The organism is Limosilactobacillus caviae (assembly GCF_014635905.1).
Classification (GTDB): Bacteria; Bacillota; Bacilli; order Lactobacillales; family Lactobacillaceae; genus Limosilactobacillus; species Limosilactobacillus caviae.
On the sequence record NZ_BMDS01000005.1, the window covers coordinates 161,657 to 182,786 of the forward strand.

31 protein-coding genes are annotated in these 21,130 nt (G+C 38.4%); 22 read left to right on the forward strand and 9 right to left on the reverse strand.

Features of this window, described 5'->3' with window-relative positions; genetic code table 11:
• Nucleotides 1-3 precede the first annotated feature (3 nt).
• The 10 genes from smc (at nt 4) to rplS (ending at nt 10,723) form a co-directional block, all read left to right on the forward strand.
• Nucleotides 4-3,564 (forward strand): chromosome segregation protein SMC, encoded by a 3,561-nt coding sequence (gene smc / locus IEU90_RS08175; protein ID WP_153710682.1) that lies wholly within the window; start codon nt 4-6, stop codon nt 3,562-3,564.
• 16 nt (nt 3,565-3,580) lie between these two features.
• Complete coding sequence (gene ftsY, locus IEU90_RS08180; RefSeq protein ID WP_188357969.1) at nt 3,581-5,023, forward strand: signal recognition particle-docking protein FtsY; 1,443 nt, start codon at nt 3,581-3,583, stop codon at nt 5,021-5,023.
• 18 nt (nt 5,024-5,041) lie between these two features.
• Nucleotides 5,042-5,383: a putative DNA-binding protein gene (locus IEU90_RS08185; protein WP_153710680.1), complete on the forward strand. Its 342-nt coding sequence runs from the start codon at nt 5,042-5,044 to the stop codon at nt 5,381-5,383.
• Between the two features lies 1 nt (nt 5,384).
• Nucleotides 5,385-6,830, forward strand: a complete 1,446-nt coding sequence (gene ffh, locus IEU90_RS08190) for a signal recognition particle protein (RefSeq protein WP_153710679.1) — start codon at nt 5,385-5,387, stop codon at nt 6,828-6,830.
• A 98-nt stretch (nt 6,831-6,928) separates the two neighbouring features.
• On the forward strand, nt 6,929-7,204 hold the full coding sequence (rpsP, locus tag IEU90_RS08195; protein WP_188357970.1) for a 30S ribosomal protein S16: 276 nt from the start codon (nt 6,929-6,931) through the stop codon (nt 7,202-7,204).
• Nucleotides 7,205-7,216: 12 nt separating this feature from the next.
• Nucleotides 7,217-7,477, forward strand: coding sequence for a KH domain-containing protein (locus tag IEU90_RS08200; protein WP_153710677.1), 261 nt, complete (start codon nt 7,217-7,219; stop codon nt 7,475-7,477).
• A 54-nt stretch (nt 7,478-7,531) separates the two neighbouring features.
• Entirely contained in the window at nt 7,532-8,038 is a 507-nt protein-coding gene (gene rimM, locus IEU90_RS08205; protein ID WP_153710676.1) for a ribosome maturation factor RimM, read from the forward strand.
• Between the two features lie 2 nt (nt 8,039-8,040).
• Entirely contained in the window at nt 8,041-8,799 is a 759-nt protein-coding gene (gene trmD / locus IEU90_RS08210) for a tRNA (guanosine(37)-N1)-methyltransferase TrmD (protein ID WP_153710675.1), read from the forward strand.
• 10 nt (nt 8,800-8,809) lie between these two features.
• Entirely contained in the window at nt 8,810-10,240 is a 1,431-nt protein-coding gene (locus IEU90_RS08215; protein ID WP_153710674.1) for an APC family permease, read from the forward strand.
• Between the two features lie 123 nt (nt 10,241-10,363).
• Nucleotides 10,364-10,723 (forward strand): 50S ribosomal protein L19, encoded by a 360-nt coding sequence (rplS, locus tag IEU90_RS08220; RefSeq protein WP_153710673.1) that lies wholly within the window; start codon nt 10,364-10,366, stop codon nt 10,721-10,723.
• A gap of 114 nt (nt 10,724-10,837) precedes the next feature.
• Here rplS and IEU90_RS08225 read toward each other — a convergent pair whose 3' ends face one another.
• The 7 genes from IEU90_RS08225 to IEU90_RS08255 form a co-directional block, all read right to left on the reverse strand.
• Nucleotides 10,838-11,968 (reverse strand): tyrosine-type recombinase/integrase, encoded by a 1,131-nt coding sequence (locus IEU90_RS08225; protein ID WP_188357971.1) that lies wholly within the window; start codon nt 11,966-11,968, stop codon nt 10,838-10,840.
• 2 nt (nt 11,969-11,970) lie between these two features.
• Complete coding sequence (locus IEU90_RS08230; RefSeq protein WP_188357972.1) at nt 11,971-12,288, reverse strand: hypothetical protein; 318 nt, start codon at nt 12,286-12,288, stop codon at nt 11,971-11,973.
• A gap of 122 nt (nt 12,289-12,410) precedes the next feature.
• Entirely contained in the window at nt 12,411-13,004 is a 594-nt protein-coding gene (locus IEU90_RS11340; RefSeq protein ID WP_229723648.1) for a hypothetical protein, read from the reverse strand.
• A gap of 18 nt (nt 13,005-13,022) precedes the next feature.
• Entirely contained in the window at nt 13,023-13,604 is a 582-nt protein-coding gene (locus IEU90_RS08240; protein WP_188357973.1) for a hypothetical protein, read from the reverse strand.
• A 61-nt stretch (nt 13,605-13,665) separates the two neighbouring features.
• On the reverse strand, nt 13,666-14,136 hold the full coding sequence (locus IEU90_RS08245; protein ID WP_153710298.1) for an SHOCT domain-containing protein: 471 nt from the start codon (nt 14,134-14,136) through the stop codon (nt 13,666-13,668).
• A 62-nt stretch (nt 14,137-14,198) separates the two neighbouring features.
• Nucleotides 14,199-14,627, reverse strand: a complete 429-nt coding sequence (locus IEU90_RS08250; protein WP_188357974.1) for an ImmA/IrrE family metallo-endopeptidase — start codon at nt 14,625-14,627, stop codon at nt 14,199-14,201.
• A complete protein-coding gene (locus IEU90_RS08255; protein ID WP_188357975.1) occupies nt 14,624-14,932 on the reverse strand; it encodes a helix-turn-helix domain-containing protein in 309 nt (102 codons plus the stop codon). Before IEU90_RS08255 ends, IEU90_RS08250 begins: the two co-directional genes overlap by 4 nt.
• A gap of 258 nt (nt 14,933-15,190) precedes the next feature.
• Here IEU90_RS08255 and IEU90_RS08260 point away from each other — a divergent pair, with 258 nt between their 5' ends.
• From IEU90_RS08260 to IEU90_RS08270, 3 genes are read left to right on the forward strand one after another with little or no spacing between them, the layout of a single operon-like run.
• Nucleotides 15,191-15,400 carry a sigma factor-like helix-turn-helix DNA-binding protein gene (locus IEU90_RS08260; protein ID WP_094508923.1) on the forward strand — a complete coding sequence of 70 codons (210 nt, stop codon included), beginning with the start codon at nt 15,191-15,193 and terminating at the stop codon, nt 15,398-15,400.
• Between the two features lie 26 nt (nt 15,401-15,426).
• On the forward strand, nt 15,427-16,167 hold the full coding sequence (locus IEU90_RS08265) for a Rha family transcriptional regulator (protein ID WP_188357976.1): 741 nt from the start codon (nt 15,427-15,429) through the stop codon (nt 16,165-16,167).
• Between the two features lie 11 nt (nt 16,168-16,178).
• Nucleotides 16,179-16,487, forward strand: coding sequence for a hypothetical protein (locus IEU90_RS08270; RefSeq protein ID WP_188357977.1), 309 nt, complete (start codon nt 16,179-16,181; stop codon nt 16,485-16,487).
• Here IEU90_RS08270 and IEU90_RS08275 read toward each other — a convergent pair.
• A complete protein-coding gene (locus IEU90_RS08275; protein ID WP_188357978.1) occupies nt 16,452-16,808 on the reverse strand; it encodes a DUF2513 domain-containing protein in 357 nt (118 codons plus the stop codon). The genes IEU90_RS08270 and IEU90_RS08275 overlap by 36 nt on opposite strands.
• 345 nt (nt 16,809-17,153) lie before the next feature.
• Here IEU90_RS08275 and IEU90_RS11430 point away from each other — a divergent pair, with 345 nt between their 5' ends.
• Both IEU90_RS11430 and IEU90_RS08280 read left to right on the forward strand, forming a co-directional pair.
• Entirely contained in the window at nt 17,154-17,276 is a 123-nt protein-coding gene (locus tag IEU90_RS11430) for a hypothetical protein (protein WP_263851451.1), read from the forward strand.
• Nucleotides 17,277-17,286: 10 nt separating this feature from the next.
• Nucleotides 17,287-17,574, forward strand: coding sequence for a hypothetical protein (locus tag IEU90_RS08280; RefSeq protein WP_188357979.1), 288 nt, complete (start codon nt 17,287-17,289; stop codon nt 17,572-17,574).
• Here the strand turns inward: IEU90_RS08280 and IEU90_RS08285 are convergent.
• A complete protein-coding gene (locus tag IEU90_RS08285; protein WP_188357980.1) occupies nt 17,510-17,848 on the reverse strand; it encodes a hypothetical protein in 339 nt (112 codons plus the stop codon). The two genes, IEU90_RS08280 and IEU90_RS08285, sit on opposite strands and share 65 nt — an antisense overlap.
• A gap of 51 nt (nt 17,849-17,899) precedes the next feature.
• Between IEU90_RS08285 and IEU90_RS08290 the strand changes: the two genes are divergently transcribed.
• Genes IEU90_RS08290 through IEU90_RS08320 form a run of 7 tightly spaced genes read left to right on the forward strand, consistent with a single transcriptional unit; the run spans nt 17,900 to nt 21,121 of the window.
• Nucleotides 17,900-18,085: a hypothetical protein gene (locus IEU90_RS08290; protein WP_229723650.1), complete on the forward strand. Its 186-nt coding sequence runs from the start codon at nt 17,900-17,902 to the stop codon at nt 18,083-18,085.
• Between the two features lie 31 nt (nt 18,086-18,116).
• Nucleotides 18,117-18,404 (forward strand): hypothetical protein, encoded by a 288-nt coding sequence (locus tag IEU90_RS08295; protein WP_188357981.1) that lies wholly within the window; start codon nt 18,117-18,119, stop codon nt 18,402-18,404.
• Nucleotides 18,401-18,670: a helix-turn-helix domain-containing protein gene (locus IEU90_RS08300; RefSeq protein WP_188357982.1), complete on the forward strand. Its 270-nt coding sequence runs from the start codon at nt 18,401-18,403 to the stop codon at nt 18,668-18,670. The genes IEU90_RS08295 and IEU90_RS08300 overlap by 4 nt, the downstream gene beginning before the upstream one ends.
• A complete protein-coding gene (locus IEU90_RS08305) occupies nt 18,663-19,586 on the forward strand; it encodes a recombinase RecT (RefSeq protein WP_188357983.1) in 924 nt (307 codons plus the stop codon). The genes IEU90_RS08300 and IEU90_RS08305 overlap by 8 nt, the downstream gene beginning before the upstream one ends.
• The gene (locus tag IEU90_RS08310) at nt 19,522-20,457 is read left to right on the forward strand and encodes a PD-(D/E)XK nuclease-like domain-containing protein (RefSeq protein ID WP_188357984.1); all 936 of its coding nucleotides are present in this window, start codon (nt 19,522-19,524) and stop codon (nt 20,455-20,457) included. Before IEU90_RS08305 ends, IEU90_RS08310 begins: the two co-directional genes overlap by 65 nt.
• Nucleotides 20,458-20,460: 3 nt before the next feature.
• Nucleotides 20,461-20,676, forward strand: a complete 216-nt coding sequence (locus IEU90_RS08315) for a helix-turn-helix domain-containing protein (protein WP_188357985.1) — start codon at nt 20,461-20,463, stop codon at nt 20,674-20,676.
• Nucleotides 20,677-20,701: 25 nt separating this feature from the next.
• A complete protein-coding gene (locus IEU90_RS08320; RefSeq protein ID WP_188357986.1) occupies nt 20,702-21,121 on the forward strand; it encodes a DnaD domain protein in 420 nt (139 codons plus the stop codon).
• The last annotated feature ends 9 nt before the right edge of the window (nt 21,122-21,130 follow it).

Below are 21,130 nucleotides of genomic sequence, written 5' to 3' on the forward strand. Positions count from 1 at the left end.
CTGATGCAATTATTGTCTTTAACTTTGGATGGGTTTAAATCTTTTGCCCAAAAAACAACAATTAAATTTGAACCAGGGATGACCGGAATTGTTGGCCCTAATGGTAGTGGTAAAAGTAATATTATTGAAGCTATCCAATGGGTGATGGGTGAACAATCTGCCCATCATCTACGGGGAGACCGAATGGCTGATGTCATTTTTAATGGCTCTGCTGATCGGAAACCATTAAATCGCGCACTGGTTTCAATTACATTGGATAATAGTGACCACTACCTTGCAAGTGAATTTACAGAACTAACGATTACAAGAAAAATTTATCGTAATGGTGATAGTGAATACTTAATTAACGATCAAAATGTTCGCTTAAAGGATATTACCGACCTGTTTATTGATTCTGGCTTGGGTCGTGAGTCCTTTTCTATTATTTCACAAGGGCGGATTGAAGAGATTTTCAATGGGAAACCGCTAGATCGGCGAAGTATTATTGAAACTGTGGCGGGGGTTGCTAAATATAAAAAGAATAAAGAAACTGCTGAAAAAAGATTAGCTACAACCATGGAAAACCTCAATCGGGTAAACGATATTATTAGCGAGCTTGAAAAGCAGATTGAACCATTAGAAGAGCAAAGTGCAATTGCCCAGGATTATTTAGAACAAAAAAAGCAATTTGATGTTTTAGACCGGACGCAAACGGTTCGTCGCCATGATACCTATCATCAAATGAAAGATGACTTAGAAGATAAATTAATACAAGCTCAGAGAATGGTAAGTGATTATCAAAAACAAGCAGACCATGACCAGCAACGGCTCAATCAGTTAAAACAACAACGACGGGAATTAATCGCAAAAAAGGATCATTTACAGGCAATTATTCTTAGTCAAACTGAAGCAATTGCTAAATTGGAAAATCAACAATCTGTTTCGAGTGTCCGTCGTGAACAACGGGAAAATGAACAACAACGCTTACAGTCTCAACGAGCTGAACTTCAAGGACGATTAGAATCGTTAAAAACTCAACAACGAGAAAATGAGCAACAGATTAACCTGCAGCAAACAACAATTAAAAAGCAGCAGGGAGATTTTGAGGCTGCCAAAAAGATGAGCAGCAGCGAACGGATTGCCAAGTTAAACCAGCAAGTTGATGAGCTAAGAGACCAGCAAGTTAGTTTAATGCAAGAGTCTACGACCATCCACAACCAGAAGTCATTTTTATCGCGTAATTATGAACAAACCGTAAGTTCACAGCGTCGCAATAGTGATGAATTAAAGAAATTAAAAACTGAATTAGCTGAAATAACTAGAAAATATGATAGTAGTAAACATGCAGCTGAAATTGCGCAAGAAAATGTTAGTGGTGTTGAAAAAAACTTAACTCAGGCCCGGCAGCACCATGCTGAACTTAATCAACAATATCAGACGCAGCAACGAAACTGGTATCAAGTCCTGGGGGATATTCGTTCCCTGAAGTCACGGATCAATGCCTACCAATCAATGGCAGATGAATACAGTGGTTATTATCGGGGAGTCCAAAGCGTTCTTCGGCAACGGCACCAATTCCCCGGATTAGCTGGTGCAGTTAATGAACTGTTTGATGTTCCTGCTGAATATACGACTGCCGTTGAAACAGTTCTAGGAAGCCAAGTACAGCAGTTAGTCGTTGACCGGCAAGTAACTGCAAAGCAAATTATTAATTTCTTAATCAAGACGCGTGCTGGTCGAGTTACAATTCTGCCATTGGATACGCTTAACCGTCGTCGACCATTAGCTATTTGGCCGCAACTAACTGCTTTACCAGGATACTTAGGCCGGGCGACTGAATTGATCAATTATGATAGTAAATTTCAAGTTATTGCTGATTATTTATTAGGAACAACAGTGATTGCTGATAACCTTGATAATGCTACCGCAATTGCTAAGGCCGGTCGTCACATGATTCGGGTTGTCACTTTAGATGGTCAGTTGATTAACGCCAGCGGGGCAATGACCGGGGGCGCTACTCGTAATCAGCGGGCAGGATTGCTAAGCCAAAAACAAATGGCAAAGCAGCTTGAAGCAGAGTTAAATAAACAAGAAAGAGCAGCAAACGCCTTAGAACAAGAAATTGGCAAATTAAAACAGGCCCAGACAGCTAATGAGGAAGTGGTAGCTAATTATCAAGAACAGCAACGAAACTTGCAAAATGAATTTCATGAACAACAGAGTAATTGCCAGCTTGTTGCCAATCAGCAGGCTACATTAACGAATCGGGTAAAAATCTTAGAATTAGAAAATAAACAACAAGATACACAACACCAAGACTATGAAACAAAAGTAAAGCAAAACGAAGAGCAGGCAGCGAAGGTTAATCATGATTTAGCAACGGTAAAAGATAAGATTGCTACTACGCTTAGGCTAATTGATGAACTGCAAAATAATGAATCAACGCAGGCAGAGCAATTAGCCCAGATGCAGCAACAGATCGCAGTAGCTAAGGAACGTCTTCAACAATATATTCGACAAGCTCGCGAATACGACCGGCAAATGCAGTCCATTGATAAAACTTTAGCGGAAGTGACGAAAGAATTAACTAAGCTAACGGACCAATCGGCTAGTCAATCAACTAGTGACGAATCCACTAAGACGGCTCTTGATGAGGCAAAAGGAAAACAAAGGAAAGCTAATGATCAGCTTACAGAGAATGCCGTTGCCTTAGAAGGGCTTGAACAACAATTATCAAAAGCAGAGGCCCATTATAATCGATTGCAGGAATTACAACGGGTTGCCCTTGATGATCGTAATAATTTGAATGAAAAGCATGTCAAATATGAAGCAATAATTGACCAGTGCCTTAATCGCTTAAATGAGCAGTATTCAATGACCATTGATGAGGCCCGCCAGCATATGAGTGATCTTGATGAGGAAACACTTGCTACACGATTGAAACTATTGAAACGCGGCTTAGATGACCTTGGGCAGGTTAACGTGGGGGCGATTGAAGAATATAAGCGTGTCCGTGAACGCTATGATTTTCTAAAGGGTCAGCAAGAAGATTTGCTGGATTCTCGTGCGCAGCTTAACCAGACGATGAGCGAAATGGACGCGCAAGTGAAAGACCGCTTTATTACCACGTTCAATCAAGTTTCTCAAAAATTTGATGAGACCTTCCAACAAATATTCTCCGGTGGACATGCCAAGCTGGTGTTAACTGATCCTCATGATTTGTTAACGACTGGGGTAGATATTATGGCGCAACCGCCTGGTAAGAAAAATCAGCATTTATCATTATTATCAGGTGGGGAACGAGCATTAACCGCGATTACATTATTATTTGCAATCCTTAAAGTGCGGCCGGTTCCATTTGCGATTCTTGATGAACCTGAAGCGGCTTTGGATGAAGTTAATGTTCAACGCTTTGCCCATTACCTTAGTCAATTTGGCAGTGATGGTCCGCAATTTATTGTTATTACTCACCGTAAAGGCACGATGATGGATGCGGATGTTTTATACGGGGTAACAATGCAAGAATCTGGTGTTTCTAAAATGGTATCAGTCGATGTTGTAGATACCTTACAAGACGATAATTAAATTAGGAGGTTTTAATATGGGATTATTTGATATTTTCCGTCGCCATAAAAAGAAGGAAGAAGAAAAATCAGCTGAAAGCTCAAGCGCGGCAGTTCAATCAGCAACTGCAGATGAAAAATCGGCAAATGCTCCGAGTACCGCGCCAGCATCTTCTGCAATCAAGCAACCAGAGCCGGTAAATATTCCACCTGCTGATAGTTATGAAGAAAAAATTAATCCAGATGGTTCACATGAAGTAATTCACAATGGAAAGGAAGAGAAAACAGAAGAAGCTTCCCAATCTTCAGCAGCAGAAGAAGTATCTGCAGAACCGGAATCATCTACGGTTGTGACCGAAGAAGCTACTAATGATGAGTCTGAGGCAGCACCAGCGCAGGATGAATCAGTTAGTGAAGAAGAGACTGTCGAAGAAGAAACGGAAACTTCAAAAGATGAAACACTAAGCGATATAGATGAGGCTGCTAAAAGCGATAATGATGTGACGAACACTGAAGAAACGCCAGAACCAGAAGAAGAAACGGAAACAGTAAAAAAGTATGACCGTGGGCTCGAAAAGTCACGGACCGGCTTTGGTGCGCGGTTAAATAAGTTTTTGGCAAATTTCCGTCACGTTGATGAGGATTTCTTTGACGACCTCGAAGACATGCTGATTGAATCTGATGTAGGTTATGATATGGCCATGAAACTCAGTGATGAATTACGTGAAGAAGTTAAACTACAAAATGCTAAAAGCAAACAAGATGTTTCAAACGTGATCATTGAAAAAATGGTTGAATTATATGATGAAGCCGGCCAAGACGAAAATCCAGACTTGACGATGGCTAAGGAAGGGCCAACCGTTATCATGTTTGTTGGTGTTAATGGCGCTGGTAAGACAACGACAATTGGCAAGATGGCTGCTTTATTTAAGAAACAGGGTAAGAAGGTATTACTGGCAGCTGCTGATACCTTTAGAGCCGGAGCAACGGAACAGTTAGATGTGTGGGCAAAACGTGATGGCGTTGACATCGTTACTGGACCCGAAAATGGTGATCCGGCAGCAGTTGTCTTTGATGCAGTAAAACGGGCAAAAGATGAAGAATACGATGTTTTGTTTGTAGATACTGCTGGTCGGTTACAAAATAAAGTTAACTTAATGAATGAGCTGGCAAAAATGAAACGTATTCTTACTCGAGAAATTCCTGATGCACCGCATGAAGTTTTGCTGGTTCTAGATGCCACCACCGGTCAAAATGCCCTTAACCAGGCTAAGTTATTTAAGGAAAGTACGGATGTTACCGGAATTGTTCTTACTAAACTTGACGGAACGGCGCGGGGTGGAATTGTTCTCGCAATTCGTAATGAACTTCATCTTCCAGTTAAATATGTTGGGCTCGGTGAAAAGGTTGATGACTTACAGAAGTTTGATGCTGGAGACTTTGTATATGGTCTCTTTAAAGGACTAGTAGAAGTCGACTAAGTTATAGGTGGTGACTAAATGGAAATTGAGAAGAATTATCGGATAAATTCATTATTTGAGTTTTACCAACCGTTATTAACTAAAAAACAAAATGATTATTTAGAGCTTTATTACGGGGATGACTACTCATTGGGCGAAATTGCCGAGAATTTCCATGTTAGTCGTCAGGCTGTGTATGATAATATAAAGCGAACAGAGAGTATATTAGAAGATTACGAAGCAAAGCTACATTTATATGCTGAATTTCAAAATCGTAATCAACAGGCGGATCGCATTCAACGATACGTGCGTAAAAACTATCCAGATGATGCAACCCTAAACCATCTGGTAAATCATTTGGAAAGCTTGGAGGAAGAATAAAATGGCATTTGAAGGTTTAACAGATCGTCTCCAAAAGGCGATGGAAAAATTACGGCGAAAGCCTAAAGTTACCGAAGCAGATCTTCGGGAAACGATGCGCGAAATTCGTCTTGCACTTTTAGAAGCCGATGTTAACTTTAAGGTTGTAAAAGACTTTGTCAAAACAGTACGTGAGAAAGCCGCTGGAGCCGAAGTATTAAAAGGATTAAATCCAGCACAGCAAATTGTTAAGATTGTTAACGACGAATTAACTAAACTAATGGGGGAAGAAGCTGTTCCCCTTAACAAAGCTCCGCATATTCCAACAGTAATTATGATGGTTGGTCTTCAAGGGGCAGGTAAAACAACGACTGCTGGTAAGTTGGCTTTACGGTTAAAAAACGAGAGCAATGCACGTCCGATGTTTATTGCAGCCGATGTTTATCGTCCAGCTGCAATTACGCAGTTACAACAGGTAGCTGACCAGATTGATGTTCCAGTATTTGAAAAAGGAACAGACGTTGATCCCGTTGAGATTGTTCGTGAAGGAATGGAAGTTGCTAAACAAAATCATAATGATTACGTCATTATCGATACTGCTGGTCGGCTTCAAATTGATGAACAATTAATGGATGAGCTGGCTAACATTAAAGAGTTGGTAAAGCCAAATGAAATTCTACTTGTTATTGATTCAATGACAGGTCAAAATGCTGTCAACACGGCGCAAGGCTTTGATGATAAGCTTGATATTACTGGGGTTGTCCTCACTAAATTAGATGGGGATACCCGTGGCGGGGCAGCGATGTCTATTCGTGCGGTTACTGGTAAGCCAATTAAATTTGTTGGTGAAGGGGAAAAGATGGAAGACCTTGATGTTTTCCACCCAGACCGAATGGCTTCACGAATTTTGGGTATGGGGGACATGATGACCCTAATTGAGAAAGCCCAAAAGAACTTCGATGAAGAACAAGCTCAAGAAACAATGGATAAGATGCGTGAAAACACGTTTGATTATAATGATTTCTTGGCACAAATGGATCAAGTTACTAAGATGGGTCCATTAGAAAATATTATTAAGATGATGCCGGGGATGGCTAATAATCCCGCATTAAAGAACTTAAATCTTGATCCTAAGCAGTTTGCTCACATTAGAGCGATTGTGCTTTCAATGACACCAGAAGAACGAGAAAATCCAGATATAATGAACCCTAGCCGCCGTCGACGATTAGCAGCTGGATCCGGTCGGCCAATCGTTGAGGTTAACCGAATGATTAAGCAATTTAATCAAATGCGAAAGATGATGAAGCAGGTTACAAATGGAAACCTCAATGGAATGCAGAATATGTTTGGCGGGCAAATGCCAGGTGGTAAAATGGGTCAGATGGCGATGAACCGAATGGCACGTAAGATGAAAAAAGATAAGCAAAAACGGATAAAGCAGCTTCGTAAATTACGAAAGAAGAAATAATTTCAAAAAAATTAAGCCTGTCAAGAAAAAATACTTTACATTCTATTTGAACACTGGTATATTATTATCTGTTAAAAGAAATCAGGGAGGTGCAAAGAATGTCTGTTAAAATTCGTTTAAAGCGCATGGGTTCAAAGAAGCGTCCATTTTACCGGATCGTTGTAGCTGACTCACGTGCCCCACGTGATGGTCGTTTTATTACTTCATTAGGTACTTACAACCCATTGACTACTCCTAAGGAAGTCAAGTTTGATGAAGGCGCTGTTATGGAATGGTTACAAAAGGGTGCTCAACCTTCAGATACTGTTCGTAACATGCTTCAAGCAGCTGGTGTTATGAAGAAGTACCACGAAGCAAAGTACGCAAAGAAGTAGTGATAATTAATCATGGCTGAGACAAATGTAGAGTCGTTAATTCGTAGTTTAGTTATCCCGCTATTAAAGCAGCCACAGGCATTATCAATTACTCAGAGCGATGAGGGAAGATATCATCGATACATAATTGATGTTGATCCTAATGATGTCGGTCGGTTAATTGGTCGACAAGGTCATGTTGCTGCGGCATTGCGAACAGTAGTCGAGGGTGCTCAATCTCAACGGGCTAACTCTAAGAGAGTCCGGTTATTGATTAATGACCATCGTCACTAAATTTAAAACTCCCACACTAATCTGTGGGAGTTTTTGCCTTTTTTGGAGGAAAATATGGAATATTATAATGTTGGTAAAATTGTAAATACTCATGGGGTACGTGGAGAAGTCCGCGTATTAGCAACTACTGATTTTATTGATGAACGATTTACTGCTGGAAACACTCTTTATTTGCAGCAGGCTGAAGAACCATTGCCGTTAAAAATTGAAAAGGCTCGACAACATAAAGGCTTTGTTTTAGTAAAGTTTGCGGGATATGACAATATTAATGATGTTGAAAAATTCCGTGACCATGAATTAATGGTAAGTGCCGATGATCAGCAGCCTCTTGATGATGGTCAATATTACTACCATCAAATTATCGGACTTGACGTTGAAACAACGGATGGACAAAAACTGGGGAAGATAAAAGAGATTCTATCGCCAGGTGCTAATGACGTCTGGGTGGTAGAACGACCTGAAAAAAGGGATTTACTATTGCCTGTAATTGATGATGTCATTAAAAAAGTTGATCTTGATCATCAGCTTGTGATTGTTGAGTTAATGGAGGGACTTGAATAGTAATGAGAATTGATATTTTAAGCTTATTTCCAAATATGTTTCAAGCAACGATGGGAGAATCAATTATTGGAAAGGCCCAGGATAATGGATTCGTTGACATTAATGTGACTGACTTCCGACAGTATACTACTGATAAACACAACCATGTAGATGACGCGCCATTTGGTGGCGGTGCAGGGATGCTCCTTCAAGCTCAGCCTATTTTTGACGCAATGGATGCAATTCAGCAGCAAACTGAAGGACAATATTCAAAGGGACGGGTCATTTTAATGGATCCAGCTGGAAGAAAGTTTGATCAGGCATATGCAAAGGAACTAGCTCAAGAGGATCATCTAACCTTTATCTGTGGTCATTATGAAGGCTATGATGAACGAATTCGTCAACTGGTTACCGATGAAGCCTCGCTAGGAGATTATGTTTTAACTGGCGGGGAGCTTGCCGCAATGGTAATGATCGATGCAACTGTTCGGTTTGTACCTGGTGTGCTGGGGAATATGTCGTCACCAATGGGAGATTCATTTAGTAATGGTTTACTAGAATACCCACAATATACCCGGCCAGCTGATTTTCGTGGAATGAAAGTACCTGAAGTTTTAACAAGCGGTAACCACCAAAAGATTAAAGAATGGCGGATGCGTGAATCATTGCGGCGTACCCTCCACCGTCGGCCAGACCTGCTTAAAACCGCTAAGCTCAGTCGGGAACAGCAATTAATGTTAGAAGATATTAAGTTAGATGAAGATCCAACTGTTCCGGACTAAGGTGATATGAATGAAAAAAATAATTAAACGCTTATTTCTTAAACAGAATCCGCAAGTTTACGAAGAAAAAGATGCTCAATTAACACCCAGTCTTCGAACGAGGGATTTAATCGGTTTAGGAACAGGAATGGTTGTTGGAACAGCAATCTTTACATTACCGGGAATTGTTGCTGCTGAACATACTGGTCCAGCGGTGCCGCTTGCATTTATTGTCGCTGCAATTGGAGCAGGATTATCCGCCTTAGCCTATGCTGAAACCTCATCAGTATTACCGTTTGCTGGTTCAGCTTTCTCGTGGATTAATGTCCTGTTTGGCGAATTTTTCGGTTGGGTTGCAGGCTGGGCACTCTTAGCTGAATATTTTATTTCAGTCGCGTTTGTGGCTTCTGGATGGTCCGCATATATGCAAGGCTTTTTAGGAAGCTTTGGAATTAAATTACCACATGCATTAACGGGTGGTTTTAATCCCCATACTGGTTCATACATTGATATTTTGGCTGCGTTTGCAATTCTAATTGTGGGAGTATTAATCTCACGAGGAGTACATCAAGTAAGTAGGATTGAGAATATTATTGTCAGTGTTAAATTATTGGTAATTCTAATGTTCATTGTGGTTGGTGCAACTGCTATCCATCCGCAAAATTATGTTCCATTCCTTCCAGCTCATCAGTCAGGAACAACATTTGGTGGATGGCAAGGGATATTAGCAGGGACAGCGCAAATCTTTATTGCTTATGTCGGTTTTGATGCAATCGCCGCTAATACTGCTGAAACTATTGATCCTGAAAAAACAATGCCACGGGGACTGATTGGTACCCTGTTGCTTGGGACGGGTTTCTTTATTGCGGTTTCACTTGTATTAGTCGGAATGTTTAAATATAATCGTTATGCAAATAATGCGGAACCGGCTGCCTGGGCCTTACGTCAATCGGGACACTATATTACAGCTAATTTATTATCAATTGTTGCGATTGTTGGGATTTTTTCCGCTTTAATTGCGATTCTGTTAGCGTCATCTCGGTTAATCTATGCGTTTGGTCGTGATGGGTTATTACCCAAAACACTTGGTCAGATTGATGAAAAACATGTCCCTAATCACGCATTATGGATGATTACCGTATTGGCAATGATTTTAGGCTCCGTATTCCCATTTACGTTTTTAGCAACCCTCGTCTCTGCAGGAACATTAGTCGCATTCATCTTTGTTTCATTAGGAATCTATGCATTGCGGCCGCGTGAAGGGGTAGATTTGCCGGAAGCACAATTTAAAATGCCGCTTTATCCTGTCTTGCCCGCAATTTCGGCAATTTTCTCTGCAGTGATTTTTTGGGGCTTAAATACAGATGCGAAAATTTTAATGATTGGTTGGTTTGTAATTGGATTATTGATTTATTTTATATATGGAATTAGACACTCAATCATTAATAAAGAAACTCATTAAATTTACCCTTGAAAGACAAATGAAAACAATGTATAGTAGTTAGTGGCTGTTTAGCTGTGAATAACGGTGTTCCGCTGCCCGTGTTAAAGGACATGAATGTCGGCGAAAGGAAAGAATTATATTATGCGTCAAAACAAGTTAATCGAAAAGATTACTGCTAGTCAATTACGGGATGATATTCCAGAATTCCGTGCAGGTGATACTGTTCGTGTTCACGCTCGGATCGTTGAAGGTTCACGTGAACGTATTCAGATGTTTGAAGGTGTTGTTATCAAGCGCCATGGTGCTGGTATCAGTGCTACATACACTGTTCGTAAGATTAGTAACGGTGTTGGTGTTGAACGTACTTTCCCAGTTCACTCACCACGTGTTGACAAGATTGATGTTCTTCGTCATGGTCGTGTACGTCGTGCTAAGCTTTACTACTTACGTGAACGTACTGGTAAGGCTACTCGTATCGCTGAACGTCGTCGCGACAACTAGTAGTGCAGAACCCTTGTGTCTCAAGGGTTCTTTTTTTGTTTTAAAATTATTTTTAAGGAAAAAGAAAGAGCAAAAATAATTTTTTAAAGTAAATGGTAGGTTTTTGGTAGGTTTTTATAGTTCATCAAGTTTTGACGCTTCCTTTTCAATTGCTTTTTGTGTCACGTGAAGATATATCTGGGAGGTAATCTTACTACTGGAGTGACCAACTCTTTGTTGGATTACATATAGCGGAATTCCTAACTCGGCCATTTTCGAGATGTGGGTATGTCTGAATACATGAGTACTTAGTGGTTTATTAAGTTTAAGTTTCTTCTTTGCTGATCTTAAAACAGTATTTACTGAGGCAGTTTGAATTGGTGTGCCATTTTCAGTTGCGAAGATAAAACCTTTGCCATTAGATTTTTTCTTCAGATCAAGATAAATTTGAACGGCTTTCTTTGGTAGTACAACGCTACGGACTGAGGATGAGGTTTTAGGTGCGTTGCTCTTTTTTTGTTCTTTGATTTTAATTCGTTTATACTCTAATGTACCGGTTATATCTACAAACCAATGGTTGTCCTTTTGGTAAACATCATCAAAACTTAAAGCGGCTGCTTCGCCAAAACGTAGCCCGGTGAGATATAACCATTCGCAAAGTTCTCCGTAGATACGAGTATTATTATATAGATAGTTGAGTACGGCTTTCAGTTCGTCAGCTTCGAGGAACTTATCTTTAATTTGTTGACCATTAGCAGGGGCCTTATAATCAATTTTAACGTTATCAACCGGGTTATCTTTTGTATATGAGTGTTTTACTGCATAATCAAATAACTTATGCAGATAGTACTTATATCGTGATACATAGCCACTGGACAACTCTCTATCCCCATACATTAGACTTTCTAGTTTTTCAGTAATGATAAGCGGGGTAAATTTTTCAACTAAGGCATCGTTGCCAAAAATATCTAGTAAAGTATTAACCATTGTTTGATGGCTATAATACGTTGATCTCCTAATTCGTGGCTTTTCATATTCAGTATATTCATCAAGTAACTGCTTGAGTGTAATCCCATGAATTATTTTTCCGATACCGACTTTTGATAAAGCTTTGGATATGCGATTATCTAGAATAATTTGAGCTTGCTTAGCAGTACTCTTTTTATGGTCTTTCATTGTAATACTGATGATTTTAGTCTTATTAGTTAGGGGATCTTTATATTGCTCAAAGAAGCGAAATTTTCCATTGCGTTCTTGCATCCACATAATTAATCTTCTCCAATCTCCATCATACTTACTGATTCTTCTAAACTATCAAGGATTTCGTTAGTTTCGATAAACTCAATCCATTTATTTCTTGGTGTATTTCTATTGGCTTTCACCCCCTTATATAACTTGTCGTAAACATTACTGATAAAATCATCAGTATATTTATTTACGACACGTTCGATTTTAGCGTCATTCCAGCGTTTAGCTGGTTGGCGCTTTTTATTTTTAGCTTCCTGCTCTGTGCGAACTTTATTCTTAAAGATGGCAATAGTTGTTGAGTTACTATCGATATATTCCAGCAGCTCATTTTTATTCATAATAAACAGTCCTTCCCGTACATATGTTCTTTTATAGTGCTTTTTAAACCGGTCGATTTCGACCGGTTTAAAACTCAAATATTAAATAGCTTTTAATGTCATCAATTTAGTTGGACAAGATTTTATTTCTTAAATTGTTTTCCACAGTTCATACATACAAAATCAGTTTTCTTTGAATTCTTACCGGCAAAACCGGCAAGTGGACCAACAACAGTACCGTGTGCTAAAACCGTTCCAGCAACAGCTTTACCAACTGAAAATCCTTTCTTGTGAACTCCGAGTGGTTGTACGTTTGTACTTTTACACTTAGGGCATTTAATTTTGCTGCGATTTTTAAGTTGATGTTTTTGAATCTTAAGTTGGTTCTTTTGAAGTTTCAGCTCATTCTTTTGCATTTTTGCTTCACGTTTTTGCTCTTTTGTTGCTTGACGTTCAGCTTCTCTTGCTTTAGCTTGTTCTCTTATTTCCTCAAACTTTTGATCCCGTTCTTCTTTATCCTTAGCAATTTCTTCTGGTGTGCGTGTGTCCTTAAATCGGGGTTGTGTCCCCATGACGAGCCAAATCGCTATGAAACAAATTCTTCCCAACCAAGGAATATTGAATGAACAAATATTAATTAGCCCAATGATGAATCCGGCGACTAGTCCAGTCGCAAAACCACCAGAAGGATCACCTTTCCAAAATTGTGGTTCTTTCTTATTGCTTTCAGTATCCAAAGTTTAACCTCACAATCCCTAATTCTCTTTGATAGTTCCGTCTGGATAAATGCGTAGACTATATTGAGTACCAGTCATAGTACCATCGTCAGCAGTTCCTTTAACAAAATAATAGCCATCATTAATGGCTTTACCAGTTGTACCATCAATCATACAGTTCCAATGTATTTTTCCATTTTGATCACCATATTTTGCTTTTGCAGCTGCAATAGCTTGGTCAGGTGAGTTAATAACGTTAGTAGTTGAACTAATAGAAGATGATTGATTAGGCTGAACTCTTGGAACGGTTACTGAAGAACCACCAGATAGCTGAATAGAAGGTATTTTTACATCGGACATACTAAATGAGCTTGCCTGACTTTTAGTAGTTGTATTCTCTGAATTATCGTTTCCGTCTACATCTACCGAATCTTCGTCCGCTTCGTTATCATCAAGTGAATCATCATCTTCTGTTAAATCATTGGCCGATTCTTTAGCGAGGCTTGATGCTTCAGCTTTATCTCGACTTGTAGTGGTCTTATGTGATTGATTAGAACAACCAGTAAGTAGCAACAGGGCTAATGTAGCGGTAGTTCCAACCTGCCAATAAGTTTTTTTCAAACTAAACTCCCCCCCAAATAAAAATTACAGCTTTTAACGACATCGGTTATTGGTCATAGGTTTATAAGTTTAATAATTGCTTTTTCTTAGCTTCGTATTCTTCTTGTGTAATTGCATTATTATCAAGAAGCTTTTTAAATTTTGCTAATTCATCTGCCGAACTCACAGTTATATTAGAGTTTGTTAGAGCTATTTTTTTATTGATTAATTCAACAAGTTTATTCATTTCTTCTTGATGTTTTTTACCAAAGATAATGGCATTCTTTTTACTCCATGCCGAACCAGCATAAAGAGGATCTAATCCCCCTAAACCACCACCATGTTCACTTCCACTAATAGGAACAATAATGATATGACCTCTAGTAATACCTGGTTTCTTATAATCGATACTTGCTATTGCTGAATAAGGAATAGTACTAGAACCAGTACCACCATGATTGGCGAAACTTCTTAAGCCTCTATGTTCAATAGTTACTTTTTCACTATCAGCAGTAATAATTGCATGTTCTGGAATTTTAATTTCAATTTGCATAAAATTCTCCCTAATATAAATAAAATCCAGCTTTTAACGTCGATCAGTTTTTGGACGTGGCATTAAACTACATAGTAATCATGAATTTGTTTATTAACCACGTCTGTTAAATAATTGGGAACATCGAATACTTCCATAAAGTTTGCACTATTAGCGCATTCTCTATCTACTTCTTGACAGTAAAAAGGGACTAGTAATTCAACGGCACCAACGTTTGCCTTATATTCAACTGACTCTTTACCAGTAAAAGACGCGTGATAATATACAACGTCCCCATGATCGCCATGAATAACATGAGCTAATTCATGTGCGAATTGAAAAATAATTTCTTTTGGCCGATGCCAATTAAGGTTCATTACTACACGTCGATATTCGTAACTACTCCCAGGTGGAGTATAAGGAGAAAAGTGTTTCCATTTAACATCAATATGATATTCTGCAGCTTTTTCTAAAAGATAATCGTATGCTTCTTCTGCTTGTTGATATATCATTTATCATCACCACGCAATAAACGTTTCATATATTCTAAATCCTCAGGCGGAATTTCCCTCCCTTCGAACGTAAAGACAGTATCTTTCGATGCAAGGTCAGCTGTATTTTTGCTATCTGAGTTACCAGTTAAATAGTCTAAAGATACATTGAGATATCTAGCTACTTTCTCAAGATTCTCAGTTTTGGGAGATCTAACGTTCCATTTAGAAATTTGACCGTTCGATATTCCAGCTTTGCGCTCTAATTCAGCGATAGTAATTCCGCGTTTACTTGCTAATTGTTTTATTCTCTGAGCTAAATCCATTACTACAACAGCCTTTCATATAATTTTTTAAATTAAATAGTCAAAAGACTATTTTTATTGTTGACAATTAGTCAAAAGACTATTATAGTATTACTTGTAAGTTGATTAGCAAGTACTTACACAAGTTGACGATAGTCAAAAGACTAAAAGTTCTTAAAACAAACAAGTTTAATTGTAAGCTTATTTTTTTATTTTAAGAATAGTCTAAAAACTAATAAATGTCAATAAAAATTGAAAATTAACTAAGGAGGTGAGAGAATGTCAAATCTTACATATGGAGAAAGGATGACAATTCAATTATTGCGAAATAAAAAAGCAGGTCTTCAACCTTCAACACAACAAGCTATAGCTCAAAAATTTGGACTTTCCAAGATGTATGTCAGCTCTATTATTGCCGAAAAACAACATGGCGAAAAATCTGATGCGTGGCGAAAAAAATTTGCCGCATATGCCGGAATGGAAAATTAACAACTCGATTAAGGAGATAGTCTTCTATGGATGAACCACAACTATTAACTTTTCAAGGCGAACCGACGTTAGATAGTCGTGAAGTTGCCAAGATGATTGGTAAACGCCATGCACACTTAATGCGTGACATTCGCTGTTACATCAACGATATGGAGGAGAATCCAAAATTGGATTCTCGTCAATTCTTCATTGAAAGTAACTATGAATCCAGCCAAGGGAAACTTTTGCCTTGCTACTTACTAACCAAGATGGGTTGCGAATTCGTAGCTAACAAAATGACTGGTAAGAAGGGCACATTATTTACAGCTCAGTACGTGTCACTTTTCAATGAATATCAAGAAGAACATAAAGCGATTGAAGCTCATATGACTTCTGATGAAATTGCAGTGCGCAACCGTGAATTAAATTTCAAGGAACAATGGCTTAAAGAAATGGAAGCTCAAAACGCAAATAAACGGGCCGAATTACTTTTGAAGATTGCAGGTCATACGCATGGTGACCTTTATCAGCAACTAATGAATGAAGCCACTGACCAGCTTATGTTCCCTGTGTACCAAGATAAGGTGTTCACTGCTGGTGATATTGCAAACCAACTTGGAGTTAGTCCTTACACAATTGGAATATGGGGACAGCGCTTAGGTCTAAAAGCACCTAAGGGAATGACTAACCGTTACGGGTATTGGAAAGGTAATCGTTATTACTATAACCAATTAGCAGTTCAGAACTTCTATGAACATCAAGCAGCAATTATTGATGACGAGCTTTAGGAGGTGACGCTTTGAAAGTTGAAAACAAAAAACACAGGGATCCGTTTAAGGGAGTGACTTTTTCTGGGAAACCTGTATCAAAAAATGAATACATTGAAGCATACGAAAGTTATGTTAGTCGATGTTCGAGTAAACAGATTCTTAACTCAGATTGTGATATTCGGGAAACGGCAGAAGGGGTCTTTATTAATGGAGTAAAACAAACAGGAGTGAAAGATCTCCAAGTAAAAAAGAACTCCCATCAATTGATAGAAGTTCAAGTAGATTATCTCGCAACATCATTTTCAAAAGAAAAGTTTTGCTATAGTTCTAGAAATTGAAGGAATGGTAGTAGGAATACCTTCTTCTTTTAATACTTGTTTGACTTTAGCCCATGGTTCTTCCGCTGAAATAGAATCAATAAACTTGTGTCCGTCGGGAGTTATGTCTTGAACAACGAAGTAAAGCATGCCAGACAAATCAGCTTCAGCTTTCCCATCGATTAGTTTGCTGTCAATTGCTTGCTTTAAGGCATAGCTTGCATCTGATTGAGTAAATCCCTTTTCAGTTACATCATTAACAATTTCGATGGGGTTAGGATTTAGTGATTTATCTTGAACAGTAAGCATAACCTGCCTTAATGCTTCGTAATTTAGTTTCATAGTATTCCTATTCACCTCCTTTCATCGGAGATGAATTAAGTATGGCAAAAGAGAGGAGCTGATTAGATGAGCCCATATTTATACCAGATGAACAGGCTAGAGTTTTGTAATGTTTGGAAGTCAATAAAAAAGGTTGGAAATAAGGAAATTGAAGTTCCTATGTCATTATCAACCTTTAACAGACGCAGGTCATGGGCGCAAGAAAACTATCCAGATTGGCGAAAGGTATTTCTTGCCAGTGGTCGCGTTGATCTGAAGGAATATCAAAAGTTTGAAACATTTCGATCAGAAAGATACTACGAAGATCATGAAAGTCCATATGTAAAAGCGTTGAGAGGTGATTAGATGGCATATCTATCGTGGTGCGTGTTAGCAATTATGGCTTGCTTCTTAATTGGAGCAATCGTCAACGTTATCGAAGGTGAAAAGCTGAATGTGCTGAAAGAAAAGTACAGAAAGAAACATTAGGAGGTAAAAAATGGAACCATCAAAAGAATTTTTAGAAGTATTAGAAGATGAAAAAAAGCGTCTAGAAAACGAAGTCTCAAAAATAGATCTTCAAAGTCCAGACGCATATAAACAGGCATGTAAATTAGCAGATACTTATTCAAATTATTTTTATAAACGCCACGAACCAATGATCGCAATTGAATTTAAAAACTTTATTATGGGCGTTTATTCAAAGCATAAAATTGGAAATCTTAGCGATAAAGAAATTCATGACAAACTCTGTAAAACTCTTCAAGATATTTTAAATCATCCTTAGTAGTTCTATCTCTTCGTTGAGTATTTTGTATTACTAAAACAAATTGTGCTAAGGCAAATCTAAAATTTTTGTACTGACCTGGGTCAATAATTGTACTTGTTTCATTAAATAAACTTTCAAAAGAATCAACGTTCTTTTTGAAAAGATTAAATCTGAAATTAAATTGTTTTTTATGAGCTTTATCCGTATCAATTCCATCAATTAAATCTCTCATATCAGACACAATTAATTCCATATATTCAAATGACAAGTCTCTATATAATCCATCAGCCATATAATCACCTCCATTGAGATGATTATATCAAACCAAAGGAAGGTGAAAGAAATGATTAATAAAATAATCAATTCCAAAATGTTAGCCATGCTAATAGGTGCTTGGATCACCTATTGTGCAGGTGTTGGTGATTATGGCGGAGCAGTGTTCCTGCTGTTCTTCTACTCACTATTGTTGTGGGACTTGAACACAAAAAAGCCACCGGCGCTGGTAACACCGATGGCAATAAGTAACTAAGAAAAATATAACACTAAGGGGATTATAACACATGAATGATCAAAAAAACGAAGAATTGCGTAAAGCGGTTGAAAAAGTAATCGGTGAGAAAGTCGACCACTTTTTCATTGTTGCAAGTAATGATCAAGGAATGGAGCTAGCTTCCATGTTCGGAAGAACACCTATGATTGCTTATCCGTTAGCAGAAATCTTTAAAGCTAAGCCAGAACTTGAGAATCAAGTAGAAAAAGCTAAAAAGTTTCAAGAACAATCAGTTAAGGAGAATTTTAATCAACTACTTAAAGTTCTAGCGGATCAGCTTGGAGGTAAAAAGCAATGAACTTATCCGAAATTTTTGCCCGTAATTTACGAGTTCGTATGGCAACGCTTGATTATAAAACAAGCGATTTATTCAGACTTACAGGAATTGCTAAAACAACCTTAATGGCTTTGCAGAGTGGACACAATAAAGGTGTTCAATTTACGACAGTTGAAAAATTAGCAGTTGCGTTAAAGTGCAATCCTTGGCAGTTGTTTGATGAGGACATGAATTGGACTGCCTATAAGTGGGCTAACAAGTATCAGGGGGTAAATAAAAATGAATAATCAGGTAGTAAATACACAACAAATTACGGTAAAGCAGTTCGTTAATATGAACTCAACTAAGAAGCGTTTTGAAGATGTACTTGGTAAGCGAGCATCACAATTTATGTCAAGCATCGTCAGCGTCGTTAATTCTAATCAGAATCTACAGCATGTTGATGCAGGAAGCGTAATTAATTCTGCATTAGTTGCAGCTGCTTTGGACTTACCAATTAATCCAAGCTTAGGGTACATGTATATCGTGCCCTATAAAGGACAAGCACAGCCTCAAATGGGCTATAAAGGCTATATTCAGCTAGCACAGCGTTCTGGTCAATATAAGCATCTCAATGCGATTGCTGTATATGCTGATGAGTTTCAAGGGTGGAATCCATTAACCGAAGAGATAGATTATCAACCTAACTTTCACGATAGAAACGGCGAACAGCCAGTCGGCTATCTTGGCTACCTTGAATTGCTGAACGGCTTTCAGAAGACAGTTTATTGGACGAGAGAGCAGATTGACGATCACCGTAAGCGATTCTCAAAGATGAGCGGCGGTAATACTCCTAAAGGCGTTTGGGAAGATAATTTCGATGCGATGGCACTTAAGACGGTGCTACGAAATCTTCTTACCAAATGGGGGCCAATGACTGTTGACATGCAAACAGCCTATAACGCTGATGAAGAGGAACATAATGAAGCGCCTAAAGATGTAACGTCTGAGCAAAATAATGAAGAGGGCTATCAAACACAAGACATTCTGAATAGCTTTGATCAAGCTGAAAAAGAAAAGGCTTCTAAAGAAGAGGCTAAGCCAGCCAAGAAAGCTACTAAAACAGCAAAGAAGACAGTTAAAAAGGGGGATCAAGTAAATGGTACTAGCGAAAGTCAAGAAGAACTCTTCCCAGACGGAACCATTACCCCTCACACAAAGTAATTATTATGACCACGACACTGATTTTCAGTACATGAGTAAATCTGTGTTTCAGGGATTTGAAGAATGCGAGGCCGAAGAACTCGCTGAATTAAAAGGTGAATGGGATCCTGATGATCATAAGAAGAAATCAGGCCAACCTGATCCTCTAATTTTTGGAAACTTTATCCATAGTTATTTTCAAGGCGAAGAAGCACATGAAGAGTTTTTGAAAGAGAAAAAGACGATTAAGGAGATATATAAGCATAACAACAAAGGTGAGCCTACAACTAACCTAAAGGCGGCTTATGACAAAAAAGGTGAAGCTTATTCCTTAATTAATAAGATGAAGTTAAATAAGTACTTCAATCGTGCATATAAACCACGTGATCCAAAGAACAAGGAAGTTATCGTAACTGGTGAAATTGGTGGATATCTATGGAAAGGCAAGATTGACAGCTTAAATCTTGAAGAACAGTATTTCTGTGATCTTAAAACTACTAAAGATATTCATGCTGCTAATTGGATTAAAAAAGGTGACAGAAACATTAAAACTAACTTTGTAGAAGCGTATGGCTACTACATGCAAATGGCAATCTATCAGGAACTTATTCGGCAGACGTTTGATATTACCTGCTTGCCGTTGATGTTTGTTGTCAGCAAGCAACAGCCAATTCCTGAAGTATGTAATTTGAAGTTTGATCAATACGATCCTCAACACCCGGACGTTAAGTATTTGATGGACGATGCGTTAGAGACCGCTAAGAAATTACAACCACATTTTTGGAAAGTGATGATGGGCGAAGAAAAGCCTAGACGATGTGGTAAGTGTGCTTACTGTCGTTACACAAATAACAGTCCTGAATTTATTTTGCCAACGCAAATCGAGGTATAAACAATGGAACAACATCCTAGTTATTACACAAATATTCCTGCTTTTGTTAGATATGATGAAGAACTTCTTAGAAAACCAAAGTCAATTCTGCTTTATGGAGAAATTGTTGCCTTATCTAATCAAAAAGGATACTGCTGGGCTAGTAATTCTTATTTTGCAGAAAGATTAAGAGTTTCTGGAAGAATGATACAAGACTACCTATGCTTCACGACCTGGTGAAGTAGATTTCATGAGGGGTGACGAAATGGACTTCACGAGACCTGGTGAAGCAGACTTCGCAGAGAATATTACAAGTATTAATAATACAAGTACTAATAAGCTGTTAGCTGATGCACAGCATTCCTTCCAGGAAATCACTACCCTTTGGCAAAATAATTGGGGATTTCCTAATGGGATTGCTCAACAAGATTTAACTGAGTGGAGTAAGGAATTTGGTAATAACCTTGTTTATTACTGTGTTGAGTTTGCTTTGAGACACAATGTAACAGCGAGAGGTGCAGACCCCTACCTTAACAGGAAGCTCAGCGACTATCGAAAACAAGGAATTAAGACCGTACAAGCTGCTATTGAGTCTGATCAACGTCACGAGCAACAAATGAGCCGTGAATATCAGCAAAAGAACAATTCGGCTCCTAGAAAGCCAAAGAAACGAATATACGATTAGAGGTGGTTA

What these genes read in the sequence shown, in the direction of transcription:
- rimM (WP_153710676.1), top strand. Translation starts at nt 7,532, where the DNA reads ATGGAATATTATAATGTTGGTAAAATTGTAAATACTCATGGGGTACGT.
- IEU90_RS08305 (WP_188357983.1), top strand. Translation starts at nt 18,663, where the DNA reads ATGAATAATCAGGTAGTAAATACACAACAAATTACGGTAAAGCAGTTC.
- IEU90_RS08280 (WP_188357979.1), top strand. Translation starts at nt 17,287, where the DNA reads ATGGAACCATCAAAAGAATTTTTAGAAGTATTAGAAGATGAAAAAAAG.
- IEU90_RS08295 (WP_188357981.1), top strand. Translation starts at nt 18,117, where the DNA reads ATGAATGATCAAAAAAACGAAGAATTGCGTAAAGCGGTTGAAAAAGTA.
- smc (WP_153710682.1), top strand. Translation starts at nt 4, where the DNA reads ATGCAATTATTGTCTTTAACTTTGGATGGGTTTAAATCTTTTGCCCAA.
- rpsP (WP_188357970.1), top strand. Translation starts at nt 6,929, where the DNA reads ATGTCTGTTAAAATTCGTTTAAAGCGCATGGGTTCAAAGAAGCGTCCA.
- IEU90_RS08255 (WP_188357975.1), bottom strand. Translation starts at nt 14,932, where the DNA reads ATGGATTTAGCTCAGAGAATAAAACAATTAGCAAGTAAACGCGGAATT.
- IEU90_RS08225 (WP_188357971.1), bottom strand. Translation starts at nt 11,968, where the DNA reads ATGTGGATGCAAGAACGCAATGGAAAATTTCGCTTCTTTGAGCAATAT.
- IEU90_RS08290 (WP_229723650.1), top strand. Translation starts at nt 17,900, where the DNA reads ATGATTAATAAAATAATCAATTCCAAAATGTTAGCCATGCTAATAGGT.
- IEU90_RS08265 (WP_188357976.1), top strand. Translation starts at nt 15,427, where the DNA reads ATGGATGAACCACAACTATTAACTTTTCAAGGCGAACCGACGTTAGAT.
- IEU90_RS08315 (WP_188357985.1), top strand. Translation starts at nt 20,461, where the DNA reads ATGGAACAACATCCTAGTTATTACACAAATATTCCTGCTTTTGTTAGA.
- IEU90_RS08285 (WP_188357980.1), bottom strand. Translation starts at nt 17,848, where the DNA reads ATGGCTGATGGATTATATAGAGACTTGTCATTTGAATATATGGAATTA.
- IEU90_RS08245 (WP_153710298.1), bottom strand. Translation starts at nt 14,136, where the DNA reads ATGCAAATTGAAATTAAAATTCCAGAACATGCAATTATTACTGCTGAT.
- IEU90_RS08260 (WP_094508923.1), top strand. Translation starts at nt 15,191, where the DNA reads ATGTCAAATCTTACATATGGAGAAAGGATGACAATTCAATTATTGCGA.
- IEU90_RS08300 (WP_188357982.1), top strand. Translation starts at nt 18,401, where the DNA reads ATGAACTTATCCGAAATTTTTGCCCGTAATTTACGAGTTCGTATGGCA.
- IEU90_RS08320 (WP_188357986.1), top strand. Translation starts at nt 20,702, where the DNA reads ATGGACTTCACGAGACCTGGTGAAGCAGACTTCGCAGAGAATATTACA.
- IEU90_RS08275 (WP_188357978.1), bottom strand. Translation starts at nt 16,808, where the DNA reads ATGAAACTAAATTACGAAGCATTAAGGCAGGTTATGCTTACTGTTCAA.
- IEU90_RS11430 (WP_263851451.1), top strand. Translation starts at nt 17,154, where the DNA reads ATGGCATATCTATCGTGGTGCGTGTTAGCAATTATGGCTTGCTTCTTA.
- IEU90_RS08250 (WP_188357974.1), bottom strand. Translation starts at nt 14,627, where the DNA reads ATGATATATCAACAAGCAGAAGAAGCATACGATTATCTTTTAGAAAAA.
- trmD (WP_153710675.1), top strand. Translation starts at nt 8,041, where the DNA reads ATGAGAATTGATATTTTAAGCTTATTTCCAAATATGTTTCAAGCAACG.
- ffh (WP_153710679.1), top strand. Translation starts at nt 5,385, where the DNA reads ATGGCATTTGAAGGTTTAACAGATCGTCTCCAAAAGGCGATGGAAAAA.
- IEU90_RS08310 (WP_188357984.1), top strand. Translation starts at nt 19,522, where the DNA reads ATGGTACTAGCGAAAGTCAAGAAGAACTCTTCCCAGACGGAACCATTA.
- IEU90_RS08215 (WP_153710674.1), top strand. Translation starts at nt 8,810, where the DNA reads ATGAAAAAAATAATTAAACGCTTATTTCTTAAACAGAATCCGCAAGTT.
- IEU90_RS08230 (WP_188357972.1), bottom strand. Translation starts at nt 12,288, where the DNA reads ATGAATAAAAATGAGCTGCTGGAATATATCGATAGTAACTCAACAACT.
- IEU90_RS08185 (WP_153710680.1), top strand. Translation starts at nt 5,042, where the DNA reads ATGGAAATTGAGAAGAATTATCGGATAAATTCATTATTTGAGTTTTAC.
- rplS (WP_153710673.1), top strand. Translation starts at nt 10,364, where the DNA reads ATGCGTCAAAACAAGTTAATCGAAAAGATTACTGCTAGTCAATTACGG.
- ftsY (WP_188357969.1), top strand. Translation starts at nt 3,581, where the DNA reads ATGGGATTATTTGATATTTTCCGTCGCCATAAAAAGAAGGAAGAAGAA.
- IEU90_RS08200 (WP_153710677.1), top strand. Translation starts at nt 7,217, where the DNA reads ATGGCTGAGACAAATGTAGAGTCGTTAATTCGTAGTTTAGTTATCCCG.